We start from the raw sequence: 16,535 nt of genomic DNA, 5'->3' as shown, positions 1-16,535 counted from the left end.
TGCATATGATTCCAAACCAAATGGTAGAAAAGTCAACGGGAGTGAAGAAAAGATCTCGAAAAAAAAGCTATGAGCAGTATTTAAATCTATTATATGTTTTGCCCGCAATCATGCTATTTCTTACGTTTTCTCTCTTCCCAATTATTCGAACGTTGCAATATAGTTTTTCTGATGCGAACGGGGTTAATATCAATTTAGATTACATAGGTTTCCAGAACTATATTGAAGCCATAACAGATAGCAATTGGTGGCATGCTGTAGGTAATGGAGCTATATTTGCATTGTTGTCATTGATTTTTATGAATACGATTGCTTTACTTCTATCAATAGCCGTTAATTCCGGGATTAGGGGAAGTAAGATTTACCGAGTAATTTATTATATTCCACCAATACTTTCAGGTATTGTTGTAGGTTATGTTTGGAAGTGGATTTATGAACCAAAAGGGATACTAAATACATTTTTGGAGAATATTGGTTTGGAAGAATGGACACATATCTGGATTGGTTCGACAGATACCGCTTTATATGCAGTTGCAGTTACATCTATGTGGCAAGGAATAGGAGGTTCATTTATTTTATTCTTGGCTGGATTGCAAGGTATCTCAAAAGATATCTATGAAGCTGCAGAAATCGATGGAGCCAACCGTTTTCATAAGTTAATCTATATAACCATACCATCCTTAAAACGTGTATATACACTCGTTAATATTCTTACAATTTTAGGGGCATTAGGTATCTTTAACCAAGTGTATTCCATGACAATGGGAGGTCCTGGTTTCACAACAGAGGTTCCTGCACTTCGAATATATAGAGAGGCGTTTGCTAACTCTGATTTTGGAATGGCTAGTGCATTCTCAATCATCTTCGGGATCATGCTCTTTACTCTATCAATAATTCAATTAAAAATTTCGCAAAAAGAGTAAAAAAGGGGGGTTGCATATTGTATAGGGTGAAGAGGCTTTTTTCAAATGGATTTATCCACCTATTTTTAGTTTGTTGGGCGCTTGTTTCTATTTTCCCATTAATTTGGATGGTCTCTACATCATTGAAAGAAAGAAATGAGATTTTCACTAATAGAGGCTTTATTCCTAACAATGCTTTAAATTTCAAAAACTATATTGATGCATGGATAGATGGTGGCTTTAATCTCTACACAATGAACAGCATTATTTACTCTGTTGCGGTAGTGGTAGGGGTTGTTCTTGTTTCATCCTTAGCTGCTTATGGAATATCGAGACTGAAGATGTTCGGTAAAAAAACTATCTACCTAAGTTTTATGGCCACCTTGATGATTCCTATACCAGGAGCATTTATTTCGATTTACATCGTTATGAGTAATTTAGGTTTAGCAAATACAAGAACGGGTTATATTCTAGCTCTAATAGCAACTTCATTACCTGTTTCGATATTTATTTTAAAGGCTTTCTTTGACGATATATCACGTGAGTTGGAGGAAGCTGCAATTATGGATGGTGCAAATAGATTCCAAATTTACTATAAGATTATGTTACCTCTAGCACGTCCAGCTATCGCGACAATCATTATATTAAATACTTTATCCGTTTGGAATGAATTTATGCTTGCCCTTGTTGTATTTACAGATAATAATTTAATGCCAATTCAAATGGGTTTATCTGTTTTTGTAGGCCAATATACAACACAATATGAACTTCTCATGGCTGCATCTACCATTATGGTCCTACCAGTAATTTTGATTTATATCTTGATGCAAAAGCAATTTATTAAAGGAATGACTTCAGGAGCAATCAAAGGGTAAGAAGGAAATGGATTGAATTTCTTAAAAATGCGGAGGTGTTGTTATGAAGGGGAAATTATGTAATATTTCTATCAAACTATTCATCGTTACTATTTTGATAATATCAATCGTTTTACCAACAAGGGGTTTTGCAATAACTAAGATTGATAACGAGGATTCGGATTTGTACACGTCAATATTAAAACAAGAAGCAGAGTGGATTAGTAGTTTACAATTCGAAAACGGTGCCATACCGACATACAGCCACCCGATTTCGAATTACAATGGAAAATATAAAGTAGTACCTTACTTTACTCATCTTGGTTTATTAGGTTTATTAGAAAAAGAGGAACATTCTTCAACAGTTAAAGATTATATGGATTGGTATTTTGAACACTTAAACAGAGAAGAAACAGAATCCACTCCTGCTGGATCCGTATATGATTACATCATAGAAACTGATAAAAAGACTGAAACACCAACCAACGATTTTGATTCTACAGATTCCTATGCATCAACATTTATTAATCTTTTACGTAAATATGCTGAAGTAACGGGTGATTATCAATACTTAAAAGAACATAAAGAAGACATTTTACTGATAGCTTCTGCCATGCTATCAACCAAACAAGAGGATGGTTTAACTTGGGCAAAACCTTCATACAAAGTAAAATACTTAATGGATAATACGGAAGTATACAAAGGTTTGGAGGATATGGTATGGATTTGTAATCAAGTTTTTAATGATCAAGAATCATCAGCAACATATTCTAAACACCAAACTGAGGTATTTGAGGGGATTCAGAATGAGTTATGGATATCAAATAAAAACATATACTCACCTGGCAAAATGACAGATGGTACTTTACTTAATCCCGATTGGAATACATTTTACGCAGATGCTACTGCACAATTATTCCCTATATGGACTGGTATTATAGATCCAAAAAGCAACATAGCATTAGAAATTTATAATACATTTAATGAATATCACCCAGGTTGGCCAGTATTGGAAAAAGAAGATGCATTCCCATGGGCACTTATTGCGTATACAGCTGCAATTATGGGGGATAAAATTCGCGTTGATCAATTTTTAGAAACCGTAAAAAATACTTATATAGATGAAAATCATCCATGGCCATGGTATGTCATGGAAAGTGGGATCACCATGCTTACTGCTTCAAAAGCTATGGAACTCTCAAATGAAACAAAGAGTTTTGAAATAGCAAACCTAGGTGAACAATCCATCATTTCTGAAATGCCTTATACTTTGAACGGAACTGCTAAAGGAATCCATGAGGTTAACTTTGAGTTTACTCATGAGTTAACATCAGAAAAAACAGTGTTTACCACAAATATTTTAAATGGTAGCTGGTCTATTTTATTAGAAGGTTTATTAAATGGGGATTATTTATTAAAATATCAGGCAAAAGATAAATTTAATAATATTATAGAAGAAGGACAGTTTGGAATTGAGGTAAAAGTTGGAAACGAAGCAAACATTATTAAGGATGCTTATCTAATATCTGCTAAGACTAATCTTCATCGAGACGAATCGACTGAAATAAAGGCAGTTGCACATTACAATGATGGTTCAAGTGTTGACCTTTCAAATGCTCAAATTACCTACCATTCTGATCAACCTGAGGTTGTTGAAATTAGTGATGATGGACTTCTAGTGTTAAAGGGAATTAAACCAGAAATGAAGGAACTAACAGTTTGGGCATTTGTTAAGCATGAAAACAATGTTGTTAGAACAAAGGACCTAACTATTCCAATTTCTTCTAGTGCACAAACTTTATATGATGAAGTAATGAATCAATTGTCTTCTTGGATTGTGGATCGTCAGTTGGACAATGGTGCAATTACATTAAATCAGCATAACTCAGATATCAAAACGGCTTCATCGAATGTTGCAGCATTAGGATTATTATTACGAGAAGAAACGATTCCTAATGTTAAAAAATATATGGATTGGTACATGACTAACTGGAACTGGGGCGATAATCTGGGTGTATACGGAACACATTACGATTATTATAAGGATACTCAAACGAGTGAATGGAAAAAATCTAACCGATATGAAAGTTCTAGTGTGATTAATGCAACCTTTATATCACTCTTAAAAGCATACTATGAAAAGGAAAATCAATTTCTAACTACTCAATATAATTTGGACATTATGACTGGTGGGCTAGGAATAATGAGGACACAGGCAAGTGACGGCTTAATGTGGAAACACCCTGGCAATACAGTTAAGAGCTTTGAAGATAACGCTTTAACCCTTCAAGGTATGAAAGATAGTGTTTGGTTATTTGAAAAACACTTTAATTCTTCTGGTCCTGCTAGCTATTTTAAAAGTTTTGCATCTCAACTCGAAACAGGAATTGAAAATCACCTCTGGAATAATCAAGATGGATACTATTATTTATCGCTTAACCAAGCAAATGAGAAGGATATTCCTGATCTAACATCCGAGGCTGATGTTGCAAAACAATTAACCGGAATTTATACTGGGTTGATTCAGCCAGATAGCGAAAGAGCAATTGAATTGTATAATTTTTATAACAAGAAATTTCCTAATTGGTATACAGACTCACAAATCACCGGAGATAAAGCAACTGTTGTCTACACAGCAGCATTAATGGGCGACAAACCACGGGTGAATGGTTATCTGGAAAGATTAGTAGAAGCTTTAGCTGATGGGAACATTTTTCAGGATTTAACTGTAGAACAGGCAGGCTACCTAATGTTAGCGGCAGATCTAGGTAAAAATATCCAAACTGATACGTCATTAACAATTGAAAAACCAGTTAATAATATAACAATAAATAGTGGCAGTGTGAGTGTTAAAGGTAAAGCTGTAGGAGTAGAAATGATAAAGATTTACTGGCACGAACGGTTTAGTTCCCAAAATGGTGTCTTAGAAGTCAAAGTGCTACCAAATGGAAAGTGGATAGAATCCATCAAAAAACTTAACCGTGGGTCTGAATACGAAATTAAAGTGGTAGCCATTGATGAAAATGGATATCAAGTACCAAACACTGCCGCAACTATTAGATTCGCAATTGCGAAATAGGTAGCAGAGTGACGGTTTCTTGCCCCTGAAAAAGTTCAACATTTTTCAGGGGTGTCTTTGAGGGTCACAAGGAAGGATACTAATAAGTGTACTCAATTATAAATTACATCTGATAAGAAGTCGTTACGTGATTCAATATTAAGGAGTATGGAATTATATAAAATTTATTATAAAATATAAATCTGATCATGGTTTTAGTATTTTGATTCGAATGAGCAAGAAAGTTAGTGGGTAGAAATTGACATAATCAACATTATATGAATTAAGCGGCAGTCTTTAAGACTTTCGCTTTTTTTAATTACGTTTGCACAGGAAGTTATAATTTTAAGTTAATAATTGGAGTGAATCAAGAATTAACACAAGTATCAAATATCAACATTTACCTTTAACAGAGCCTTATTTTTAGCTTATGATGATAGCCAATATTTATTAGGAGATGGCGGTTTATCAGCTTGAAACTATTACTTTTTTTATTTTGTGATGATTGTGAGGGTCGTTTTAATATTAGAGACTTATGAATTAGACTTGTTAATATATAAAGTTTGTTAAGGTATATATTTAAACAAACATGTGCAAAAGTTATGGAGCAACGGAGTTATTAAAACAAGTTGCTCCTATTTTGTTTTTCAGAAATGCTTCTGATAAAATTCCTTCTTCTTTATTAAAGAAACTAGATAGAGATTCTCAAAAACAACCAAGACCTGAATTGGACATATTACAAATCGAAGAAATGGAAATTAAAAGGGCCGGGCTTTGCCTGGTTTTTCCTGGAGTTTTAATAATTTTTCTATATTTAAAATTTATTAATAATTTTCTGTTAAATTATATTGACATGAAAATCAGGTTATTTTACACTATAAATATACAAAATTGTTAAACAATATAGTTTAAATATTTTGTTTACATATTATAGATTATACAGGAGAGGGGCACGAAAATGATTGACAAAAATACGAATCTATTAGTTGTAAGCGCTCACGCAGCTGATTTTGTTTGGCGGGGTGGAGGTACGATTGCAAAATATGTGAAACATGGTGCAAAGGTATCACTAGTAATTCTAAGCTATGGCGCTAGGGGGGAATCCAATGACCTTTGGAAGAAAAATGGGCAAACATTGGATAATGTAAAAGCTACCCGCCTACAAGAAATTGAAGAAGCAGCTAAATATTTAGGTGTAACGGATTATGAAATTTGGGATTACCAGGACTATCACATGGAAATCAATGAAGTGAGAATGGAACGATTAGTCCGTAAGATTAGGGAAGTGAAACCACACCATATTTTAAGTCATGGGCCTACAGATGCATTCAATCCAGATCATGAATTAGTATCCAAGTATGTCTTTGATGCAAGTGTATTGTCTACCTCTAGTGGTGTTAGACTTGAGGGAACAACTACTGCAAAACAAGCCAGAATATTTGGTTTTGAACCTCATCAACCAGAAATTAGCAATTTTAACCCTGATGTCATTATTGATATATCCGAAACATTCGAACAAAAACAGGCTGCAATGAATTGCTTTAAAGCACAACCCCATTTAATTGAGTATTATGCGTTGAAAGCAAAATTACGTGGAAATCATGCTCGTAGATGCTCTGGTAACAATGAATACAAATATGCCGAAGCATTTTCTCGTTGCTTCCCGTATGTCGGAGGGGAATTCATATAATGCAAAAGTACATACTTAAAAACATTGAACGCCCAGACCCGGAATTAATTGAGAAGTACCTTAATTTAGATGTTTCTACAGTGTATGAAGCGCAAGGAAAACAAGGCTTAATGGATTATCAGTTACGACCTATTCTATCCAATAAACTAATCGTAGGTCCTGCAGTGACAGCTGTTTGTTATGCGGGTGACAATTTGATGATCCATGCAGCAATCGAGGTTTGTAAACCTGGTGATATCCTTGTAATCACTACAATTGGTGAAAATGTTGCAGGGATGATTGGAGAATTGATAGTTAAAGCCTTAATGAAGCGTGGTGTGCAAGGAGTCATTATTGATTCTGCCATTCGTGATGTTACTAGATTACGAGAATTAGAATTTCCTGTTTGGTCGAAGGCGGTTCATTCTGCTGGAACGAATAAAATTAAAGGCGGCTGGGTAAACGCACCAACGGTGTGTGGAGGTGCAATTGTAAACCCTGGTGATTTGATAATGGCAGATGACGATGGTGTAGTAATTGTTAAGAAGGAAGACGTAGAGAATAGTTTCGAGGCTTCTATAAAACGGCTGGAAAAGGAAGAACAAACGAAGGCAAAAATTAATAGAGGCGAACTAAGCATTGATTTCTATAATCTACGACCGATACTAGAGAATGAAAATGTCGTCTACTATGAAAACGAAGAGAGTATTCCTGCTTCATTGAACAAAACGCTCAGATAAAAGATTATTTATTATACTTATATGTTAGTGGAAAGGAATGTTAGAGTAATGGCAAAACGTGAGGTACTGCATGTAAAGGGCTCGAATCATCAAAATCCAATTCCTACAGCAGTGAAGATTGGAAACATGGTTTATACTTCTGCAATTATTGGTTCTGATCCAGAAACTGGTGAAGTTCCGGAACGTGTGGAAGATGAAGTCGCCAACATTTTTCACTATATACGAGAAATTATGGAGTTAGCTGGAGGAACAACCGACGACATAGCTCGTTTTAGCGTGTTAGCAACAGATGTAGCCTATAAAAAAGTAGTAAATGTAGAATGGTTAAAGATGTTTCCGAATGAGAATGACCGCCCAGCGAGACATACTAACGTTCAGAAGTTACGTGAGGGGCTTCGGGTTCAAATAGAAATGATAGCTGTTTTATAAATAGCTATTAATCTAGAAGTCATTTTTAATTAGTTAAATTGAAGATTCCAAATCTGTTGTTCTGACCGTAATCTATTATATAATTTAAATGAGTAAACAATTGGTTAGGATGATGAAAATATGAGTAGACCTATGGACGTTGCTTATTGTTTTATAAAAGAAAAAATATTAGATGGCACGTTTAAGCCTTCACAAAAATTAAATGAGATTGAACTTTCAACTTCGATAGGTGTCAGCCGGAACACGGTTAAAAAAGCACTTTTAAAACTTCAACAAGAGCAATTGGTAGAAGTCCAAAGTAATAAGGGTGCGAATGTAAAATCATATACCCTTGAAGAAGTCGTCAACTATATGGAGATTCGCGAGGTTTTAGAGGTATTAGTTGCAGTAGATGCTTCTTCCAATATTACAGACACAGAAATAAACAAACTATCTGAAACTCTACACAAAATGGAAGAACATCTACAAAATAACCGATTTGATGAATACTCTAAATTGAATAAAGCATTTCACCAAATTATTTATGATACTTGTACGAATAAGCAAGCAGTAGAAATGGTCAATATCATAAAAACTCAATTAGCTAGGTTTCATATAAGAACGATATTGGTGCCAGGAAGAAATAAGAATTCTTATGCGGAACACAGAGCTATTTTAGAGGCTTTAAAATCAGGTGACGAAGAATTGGTTGCACAAGCAATAAAAACGCATTTATCGAATGTTCGTAAGACGATTCAAGAACACAGTTCGTTATTATTGTAAAGTATGAAAGATTTAGTTGACTCACAGGGAAAAGGGATGAATCGAAAAGCATTCACCACTTTTCCCCTCATATACAGAGTACATGATTGAGTGGTTATGAGTTTGTAAGCGTTTAAACATTTTGTGATTTAGAAAAGGAACACATGAGAGGGGTATAAAACTTGAGTTCACCCATTTTAGGTTTTATCGGTCTAGGAGAGGCTGCTTTTCATATTTGTAGTGGCCTTAAAAATGAAGGTATTAGTAAAATATATAGCTATGATGTTCAGTCAGATCATCCAGTTGCTGGGCCAATTATACACCAAAGGGCCAAAGATGCGGGGGTTATTTTAGTAGAATCTTTGCAAGAATTAATTAAGAAATCTACAATTCTCTTTTGTGCTACTAGTGCAAAGTATGCAGCATCGATTGCGAAGGAAGTAGCGAAAGATATTAATGAAGAAAAAATTTATGTTGACTTAAATTCGGCTTCACCATCCTTAAAAAAGGAGGTTGCATCAATTATTAACAAGAAGGGCGCAAAGTTTGTAGATGGTGCTGTCATGGAACCAGTCCCTCCCCATAAGCATAAAGTTCCAATTCTCGCAAGCGGTGATGGTGCAAGTCAATTGGAAAAAGAGCTAAATGAATATGGAATGAGGATTACCTTTTTGAATCAGGACGCTGGTAGTTCATCTGCAATGAAAATGTGCCGAAGTATTTTTATGAAAGGCTTTACCGCACTATTACTAGAAACATTAAGTGCTAGTTATAAATTTGGAATTGATAAAGAAATATTGAAATCAATCGAAAAGACCATTAACAATCAACCTTTTGAAGCACTGGTTAATCTACTAATTACACGTACCTCAATTCATGCCGAAAGACGAGTAACTGAGATGGATGAGGTGATTAACACCTTACAGGATTTGCATGTTTCATCGAGAATGTCTAAACAAACAAAAGCTACATTGCAAGAGATTGTAGAAAATGATTTGAAGGGATACTTCAACAATACAGTACCTAATAGTTACACAGATGTATTAAAGGGATTAGAAGGGATTGTAATCAAATAAAGGGGGATAAAAGATGAGTGAATTTAAATTGTTTTTTCGGAATATTTTGGTTTTAGGATTACTGATTACATTAATTACTGCTTGTTCATCAAACACAAATAGTAATGGTGTTAGTGAAAGTGAAGGTGCCAAAAAGGAATCTACTTATCCTGAAAAGCCTGTAACATTTGTAGCCCCTTCTGGAGCAGGTGGAGCATTTGATACTGCGTTAAGATCGTTTACAAAGGTTTTAACTGATACAAAAATTGTTGAACAACAATTGACAGTAGAGGTAAAACCTGGCGGCGGTGGTTCTGTATTTTTAGCGGAGTATGCAACTCAGGATGTTGATAATAATTACAAATTGTTTCTAACTTCACCAACAATGTTGATTAATCATCTAAAAAAAGATGGAAATAGTCCTTACGGGTATCAAGATACAACTCCTATCGCTACATTATTCCAGGATTATGGTGTAATTGCAGTGTCAGCAGATTCACAATTTAACGACTTGAAATCTTTATTTGATTATATGAAAGAGAACCCATCTGATTTATCAGTTGCAGGTGGTTCTGCACCGGGTGCAGTGGATCATCTATCATTTTTAATACCTGCAACAGATTATGGCTTAAATGGTGCACAACTGAAATATGTTCCATACGATGGAAAAGCTGAATCTATGACAGCATTACTTGGTGGAAATGCAGATGTGTTAACGAGTGTAGCATCGTCAGTCAGCGAATTTTTAGAAGCAGGAAAAATCAAGGTGTTAGCGGTGGATGCTCCAGAACGTTTACCAGGGGCATTTGCAGATGTTCCTACAATGAAAGAATTAGGAATTAATTCTGATTTCGCTGTATGGAGAGGGATTTTTGGACCTAAAAATATGACAGAAGAAGCAAAAGCATATTGGGAAGAGAAAATAGCAGAACTCGTGGAAACAGATGAATGGAAGGCAGAATTAGAAGCTAAAGGGTGGGAGCATTTTTATAACGATTCAGAAGCATTTATGGAAATCCTCAAAAAACAAGAAGAAAGCATTAAAAAGGTGTTAGATCAATTAGGAATGACTAAGTAAGTAAAATAAGGGGGGAGAGTGATTATCTCTTCTCTCTAGCTATACATTTCTGCAGATGGTGGTGGAGAAATTGCCAAGCAAAACTTTTGATCGGTACATGTCTGTTATTTTGATTGGAGTGGGCACTTTTTTTATAGCTCAAAGTCTTCAAATATCAGCCAGTACTTATGGTAGTAGTGTTGGTCCGGATATTTTCCCTAAAGTACTAGGGTCTGTCTTAATCATATTAAGCATTCTATTATTTTTCCAAACTACTACATATAAAAACAAGAATGAAGAAAAAGAATCACTCGATTATATAAAATTTATGAAAACACTCGGAATAACTCTCCTTTATGCATTAACCCTTGAATGGATTGGCTATATCATTTCTACTTTTATTTTCTTAGTAGTTGGCTTCCAAATTATGAAAAGAGGAAAAATGTTAAACTCAATACTCATTTCCGGTGTGTTAACTGTAGTTGTTTATTATGTGTACGTAGAGGTCTTAAGTGGCACATTACAAGGTTTTCCTAAATGGCTAGTTTTTTAGAAAGGGGTGAATAACTTGGAAGTATTAGAATTTTTAGGGAATGGGTTTGCTATTGCCTTTCAATGGCACAATCTATTATTCGCACTTGTTGGAGTTATAATTGGTACATCCGTTGGAGTATTACCAGGTATAGGTCCAATGAGTGGGGTTGCGCTATTAGTACCTATTACAACCTCGGTAACAGGCAGTTTATCACCGGAGGAGGCTGCAACAGCATCCATCATCATGTTAGCAGGTGTATATTATGGAGCAATGTATGGAGGATCTGCGACTTCCATCTTAATCAATACCCCTGGTGAATCAGCTTCTGTTGTTACAACCATTGATGGTTACCAAATGGCGAAAAAAGGGAAGGCAGGGGAAGCACTTGCCATTTCCGCAATTGGATCGTTTATAGCAGGAATTTTAGCATTAATTGGTCTTATCTTATTGGCGAAACCGCTTTCTGAATGGGCAATAAAATTTGGACCAGCAGAATATACTGCATTAATTATCTTAGGTTTAGCAACTGTATCTGGGTTAGCGGGAAAATCAATGACGAAAGCCCTACTTATGGCAGTTCTCGGTCTTCTAATTTCAACCATTGGTGTCGATTCGATCTCTGGTGTGGCACGCTTTACATTTGATCAACCAATTCTATACCAAGGAATTGAGTTTTTAACACTTGCAGTTGGTCTTTTTGCAATAGGAGAGGTTTTGGGAACTATATTAGAGAGGGATACGAATAATTCTTCGATTCAAAAAATTAATCGATTGTTACCATCAAAACAAGAGTTGAAGACAAGTACACTTCCCATGTTACGTGGTTCTTTTATTGGCTTCTTCGTTGGGTTATTACCAGGTGCGGGTGCTTCGATTGCATCGTTCTTCTCTTATAGTGCTGAAAAAAGTCTTAGTAAAGACAAAGTGAAGTTTGGAAATGGAGCGATTGAAGGGGTTGCAGGACCTGAAGCTGCCAATAATGCTGCCTCGGGTGGTTCGTTAATTCCAATGCTAACATTAGGTATCCCTGGGTCAGCTACCACCGCGATTATGATGGGTGCTTTGATGATGTATAATGTACAACCTGGCCCACTCTTATTCGAAAAGCATCCTCAGGTTGCGTGGGGACTCATTGCAAGTATGTTTATAGGAAATGTTCTTTTACTTATTCTAAATTTACCTTTAATAAAAGTGTTCGCAAAGATAATCTCAACTCCAGCTAAGTATATGCTTCCTATTATTATTGCAATATCGTTTTTTGGAGTTTATGCTGTTCAAGTTAATACATTTGATTTGTTCCTTTTAGTTGGATGCGGGGTGGCTGGTTATTTTCTATCTAAAAATGATTTTCCGTTAGCTCCTATCATTCTTGGACTTATTCTTGGACCAATGCTAGAAAATAATTTTAGAAGAGCATTAACAAATACAAATGGAGATTATATGATTTTCATTGAAAGACCACTTTCGTTGATATTATTGATTTTGGCGATTGTTTGGATCGCATATCCACTCATAAAGAATGTACCCATTCGAAAAAAAAAAGCAAACCAAGCTAATGAATCTATTAATAAGTAATGGTGGCATCTATGCCACCTTACTTATTTTCTGTGTAAGTATTCTTGTCACTTAATCGATTGAGGAAAGGAACTTTTGCGTAATGAATTTGAAACAGTTCATCCGTAGATATCTAGTCACAATAATGACGGTTTTTTTTATGCTTGGTGTAATGGGGACTCGTCCATTAGTATCGTTACTTTCCCATGAACTAGGAGCAAGTCCAGTTGAAATAGGAATTATTACTGGTATATTTTCTTTACTTCCATTCTTTTTAGCTATACAAATTGGTAAGTATATTGACAAGCATGGCTATAAAGTAATCATACTTGTTAGCTCGCTATTTAGCTTTATCGGGTTACTTTTGCCAATGGTTATAACAAACATATTCGGTATTTATATATCACAGGTTATCACGGGGGTAGCCTACACTACTTTTGTTGTGGCTGGGCAAACTATGACTGGAATAAATGCAAATGATAAAAACAGAGATATTAATGTTATGAGATTTAGCATTGGTATGGCCTTGGGAAGTTTTTTAGGTCCTTTTATTGGAGGGCTCATCTCTGAGGAATGGGGTTATCAAAATGCTTTTTTGGGCTTAGGGTTAGGCTGTTTATTTGCTCTTTTTTTAGCCTTATTACTAGTGGAAATTAAAGGGGATAAAGCTCAAGAATCAAAAAAACAAAAGATTACTAACACGATTGGATTATTAAAAGATTCTACATTGCGTAAAGTATTTCTAATCGGTGTGTTAATTTTATTTGGAAAAGATATGTATGCGGCATTCTTTCCATTATTAGGATTAGAATTTGGACTTTCTAACAGTATGATTGGGATTATTATCTCTATTAATGCATTAGCAGGAATCATCATAAGATGGTCTTTACCTTTTCTATTAAATAATTTTTCGAGAACAAAAATTATTGTCGGATCTATTTTTCTGTCTGGTATCTGTATAATCATTCTTCCGTTTTTTACGAATTGGGTGGTATTAACTGTCCTATCGTTTACATTAGGAATGGGGCTTGGGATTGGTCAGCCATTATCGATATCAGCTACAATCCAATACCTACCTAAAGAAAGAGTAGGGGAGGGCTTGGGATTACGATTGTCTGCAAACAGATTAACTCAACTGATAGCCCCCGTTATTGTTGGTAGTATTGCTGAAGTGGTAAGTATAAAAGGTGTTTTCTATTTTGTAGGGGTGGTTTTATGTTTTGGGACAACAAAGATGAAAGGACTTAATGCAAATAGGAAAAGGGAAGAGAAGGTTGGATGAATAAATCTTTGGCAGGTTTGTTCATCTATTTATTAGTTTGTTGCTTTTTAAAGCAATGTTTACAAGTATTCTATATTCTCCGGATAGTTGTATTTAGTTTTTCCAAAAGTAATAAAAATCACCTGTCAAAGATAAAGCGGGCTGGCCCTAAAAGAGCCAACTCGCTTATTTAAATGCCCCTGTCAAGGAACTTCATTTTACCATAAAGGGTTGTCATGTGTGAAAGAACGTTTACATAGGAGAATTTATTCTTAAAAAGTCAGAGGAGATCGAAAGGAGGCAGGAGTTGGCCAAATCCGAATTGAAGAAAAGTACATCGCAATTCACGAATTTTATGTAGAAAGAAAGCTTGAGTATTATCTTACTAAGTACTCAAAACTTTCCTTATGTGAAATATTGCGGCGACATTTAGAAAAATGTCGTTTTTTTGTTTCGGTAATTTAATTAACACAAAATTAATTACACAATATAATTTCCACTTAGATTCTAAGATAACCAAACTGTCTGCTCTACTTCTGTTTTATATCAACATGATCAACAAATTTTTTCAGTGTTTAAACTATAGACGTGGTTTTCCTGTAACTTTTCTTGTCCAAATTCAAGTCGGTTTTGTCCTATTTTAATTTCATTTAAACCACGTTCAAGTCTGTATTGTCCTTGTTTCAATTCATTAATGTCACGTCGCATCTCTTTTACTTCATTAAAAATTTGTATTAAGATTTTTTCCACAATTTTCTCCTCCGGTCATTTGTTTATAACCCTTATTATATCATCCATTGGTTATAAAAGAAGTTTATCCCTCTAAAATGGTTCTTGGAATAAAGACTGTATGAAACTAGTAAATGGTGGTTATTCCCGACTAAATAGAGATGATGTTTGAAAAGATTTTACTTAAAGTATAAGTTCACAATAACTATAAACTAGCGAAGGTGTAGAACCATTTTCCCCAGTTAAAATTATAACTTGAACCCGCTCCAACACATTGGCGTAGTTTGGAATGGTTTACTTTTGAAAATGACAGGAATCTATATTGGAAAAAAGGGCAGCGGGTTTATTAATTTTTATGGCTATTTAGTGAAACGCATGGAAGTGAGTATAAAATTTAGCATCTTAAGGGAATGAAATTACGTGATTTTTCTATTATATACAGCAACGATTCAATTATAATAGATCAAAGTATATCTTGGTGCTGGAATGGCAAAATTAAAAGAAATGACATTTATATTTGCATTAACTAAAATGAGAAACGAGGGGTATATATGGATTCACATAGGTTGCTTCTGTTCATAAACATTCTCGGTATCTGCTTTCCAGTTGCACTTACATATGTAATGATAATGAATATTATATTTGGTATTCCAATTCAACCTGTATCTATAGTCATATTAGCTTTTGGATACGTAGTAATGATTAAATATAATTTATTGTTTCGTGAGCTTTGGGAGAAATGGAGTAATCGAAATTAAATAATAAAAAATATATCAACAAATTTCAAAACCTAGCGTTAATTTTTACTAGTTTGTTTAGTTTTAAATAAAACTCTATAAATCATAGTATATCCATCATGTACAATAGCATGAGATAAATACCTTGCTGTATAATAATTCATTTTATTATCGAATATAATTAAGTCCTCATCAGCACTTTCAAGAATACCTAAAAATTTATTGATATAGGTTCGATCATGGTACTCGACTTCCCTAATAATTTCCTGAGTAAAGGCATTAACAAACTGTAACTTATACAAATTCATTCCCCCTAATTATGTATTTTTTATTATATTCCTAATATATCTAAAAATTTAAAGTTAAATCTGTACAAAAATTCACTTCTATCAAATAAACGTTTAACAATAAATAGCATGACTTTTATAAATTTGAGAACAATGATTATCAAAAATATACTCGTATGGAACCGTTTGAATTAGTAAGTAGGTACTTAGAACAGAGGATATATGAACTTGTTTTCCTAGCGTTAATCCTGAAGAAGGATTAACGTTTATTTTTTTATAACAATAGTTATGTTTATATATTAACTGTTAATCGAACACATATACGCATACAATATATTTTAAAGGAGGGGCTAATGTGATAAAAGATCGTGGGAAAATAAAATGGGGGGCTACATTTATGTTACCTGAAATGCTGGCTTCTCAAAACAAGGTTGATTGGGATTATAAAAAGGTGGATAAACCGATTTTAGATGAGCATCTATTAGAAGAAATAAACCAAACGATTTGTAGTGCAATGGAGTATAACCAGGAACTAGTGTTTACCCTGTACGGAAATGGAGAATTTCAATTACTAACTGGAAAAGTACATTATATAGATCAGATTATGTATGAGTTAAGAATTTTAGATAAATTTAACGAAATACACAGGGTTAGGCTAGCGACGTTGTTAAAGTAATTTTGAATTGTGATGACAAGTAATTGATGCTTTAAACCCTGAGAAAAAAATTTGTATACTTAGGTTGAACTAGTACATTTCTACAATTTGAACTTATTTACTAACTGAGAAGTAAAGTACGTTTAGTAGAATCAACTTAAATTTCAATCTAAGAATGAATCCCTTAAAGACCATCTAACGAATGTGGAATTATTATATATCTATAAAAAAAGTTCTTAACTAACGGGGCAGGATAGCATTCCTGTAGATCG

At 34.3% G+C, this 16,535-nt stretch carries 15 protein-coding genes; 13 read left to right on the top strand and 2 right to left on the bottom strand.

What is annotated here, in order from left to right; genetic code table 11:
* Window positions 1–5: 5 nt before the first annotated feature.
* The 12 genes from V7138_RS07465 to V7138_RS07410 all read left to right on the top strand — a co-directional run bounded on the left by V7138_RS07465 (window position 6) and on the right by V7138_RS07410 (window position 13,876).
* On the top strand, window positions 6–923 hold the full coding sequence (locus V7138_RS07465) for a carbohydrate ABC transporter permease (RefSeq protein ID WP_335395585.1): 918 nt from the start codon (window positions 6–8) through the stop codon (window positions 921–923).
* A 26-nt stretch (window positions 924–949) separates the two neighbouring features.
* Entirely contained in the window at window positions 950–1,777 is an 828-nt protein-coding gene (locus V7138_RS07460) for a carbohydrate ABC transporter permease (RefSeq protein WP_335395819.1), read from the top strand.
* Between the two features lie 43 nt (window positions 1,778–1,820).
* Complete coding sequence (locus V7138_RS07455; RefSeq protein WP_335395582.1) at window positions 1,821–4,835, top strand: hypothetical protein; 3,015 nt, start codon at window positions 1,821–1,823, stop codon at window positions 4,833–4,835.
* A gap of 937 nt (window positions 4,836–5,772) precedes the next feature.
* Entirely contained in the window at window positions 5,773–6,504 is a 732-nt protein-coding gene (locus tag V7138_RS07450) for a PIG-L deacetylase family protein (RefSeq protein WP_335395580.1), read from the top strand.
* Window positions 6,504–7,223, top strand: a complete 720-nt coding sequence (locus V7138_RS07445; RefSeq protein WP_335395577.1) for a 4-carboxy-4-hydroxy-2-oxoadipate aldolase/oxaloacetate decarboxylase — start codon at window positions 6,504–6,506, stop codon at window positions 7,221–7,223. The genes V7138_RS07450 and V7138_RS07445 overlap by 1 nt, the downstream gene beginning before the upstream one ends.
* A 48-nt stretch (window positions 7,224–7,271) precedes the next feature.
* On the top strand, window positions 7,272–7,652 hold the full coding sequence (locus V7138_RS07440; RefSeq protein WP_335395574.1) for a RidA family protein: 381 nt from the start codon (window positions 7,272–7,274) through the stop codon (window positions 7,650–7,652).
* A 120-nt stretch (window positions 7,653–7,772) separates the two neighbouring features.
* Window positions 7,773–8,414 carry a GntR family transcriptional regulator gene (locus tag V7138_RS07435; RefSeq protein ID WP_335395571.1) on the top strand — a complete coding sequence of 214 codons (642 nt, stop codon included), beginning with the start codon at window positions 7,773–7,775 and terminating at the stop codon, window positions 8,412–8,414.
* Window positions 8,415–8,575: 161 nt separating this feature from the next.
* Window positions 8,576–9,469, top strand: coding sequence for an NAD(P)-dependent oxidoreductase (locus tag V7138_RS07430; RefSeq protein WP_335395569.1), 894 nt, complete (start codon window positions 8,576–8,578; stop codon window positions 9,467–9,469).
* 13 nt (window positions 9,470–9,482) lie between these two features.
* Window positions 9,483–10,526 carry a tripartite tricarboxylate transporter substrate binding protein gene (locus tag V7138_RS07425; RefSeq protein WP_335395568.1) on the top strand — a complete coding sequence of 348 codons (1,044 nt, stop codon included), beginning with the start codon at window positions 9,483–9,485 and terminating at the stop codon, window positions 10,524–10,526.
* A 70-nt stretch (window positions 10,527–10,596) separates the two neighbouring features.
* Entirely contained in the window at window positions 10,597–11,058 is a 462-nt protein-coding gene (locus tag V7138_RS07420) for a tripartite tricarboxylate transporter TctB family protein (RefSeq protein ID WP_335395565.1), read from the top strand.
* Window positions 11,059–11,073: 15 nt separating this feature from the next.
* Window positions 11,074–12,615: a tripartite tricarboxylate transporter permease gene (locus V7138_RS07415; protein ID WP_335395563.1), complete on the top strand. Its 1,542-nt coding sequence runs from the start codon at window positions 11,074–11,076 to the stop codon at window positions 12,613–12,615.
* 82 nt (window positions 12,616–12,697) lie between these two features.
* Window positions 12,698–13,876 (top strand): MFS transporter, encoded by a 1,179-nt coding sequence (locus tag V7138_RS07410; protein ID WP_335395560.1) that lies wholly within the window; start codon window positions 12,698–12,700, stop codon window positions 13,874–13,876.
* A 534-nt stretch (window positions 13,877–14,410) separates the two neighbouring features.
* Here V7138_RS07410 and V7138_RS07405 read toward each other — a convergent pair.
* Both V7138_RS07405 and V7138_RS07400 read right to left on the bottom strand, forming a co-directional pair.
* Window positions 14,411–14,605 (bottom strand): hypothetical protein, encoded by a 195-nt coding sequence (locus tag V7138_RS07405; RefSeq protein WP_335395558.1) that lies wholly within the window; start codon window positions 14,603–14,605, stop codon window positions 14,411–14,413.
* A gap of 775 nt (window positions 14,606–15,380) precedes the next feature.
* Complete coding sequence (locus tag V7138_RS07400) at window positions 15,381–15,623, bottom strand: hypothetical protein (protein WP_335395557.1); 243 nt, start codon at window positions 15,621–15,623, stop codon at window positions 15,381–15,383.
* A 340-nt stretch (window positions 15,624–15,963) separates the two neighbouring features.
* Between V7138_RS07400 and V7138_RS07395 the strand changes: the two genes are divergently transcribed.
* The gene (locus V7138_RS07395; RefSeq protein WP_335395554.1) at window positions 15,964–16,284 is read left to right on the top strand and encodes a YolD-like family protein; all 321 of its coding nucleotides are present in this window, start codon (window positions 15,964–15,966) and stop codon (window positions 16,282–16,284) included.
* Window positions 16,285–16,535 lie beyond the last annotated feature (251 nt).

Source organism: Bacillus sp. JJ1533, from assembly GCF_036965045.1.
In the GTDB taxonomy this organism is placed as follows: domain Bacteria; phylum Bacillota; class Bacilli; order Bacillales; family Bacillaceae_L; genus Ferdinandcohnia.
This window is presented reverse-complemented; position numbering and strand designations above follow the sequence as displayed.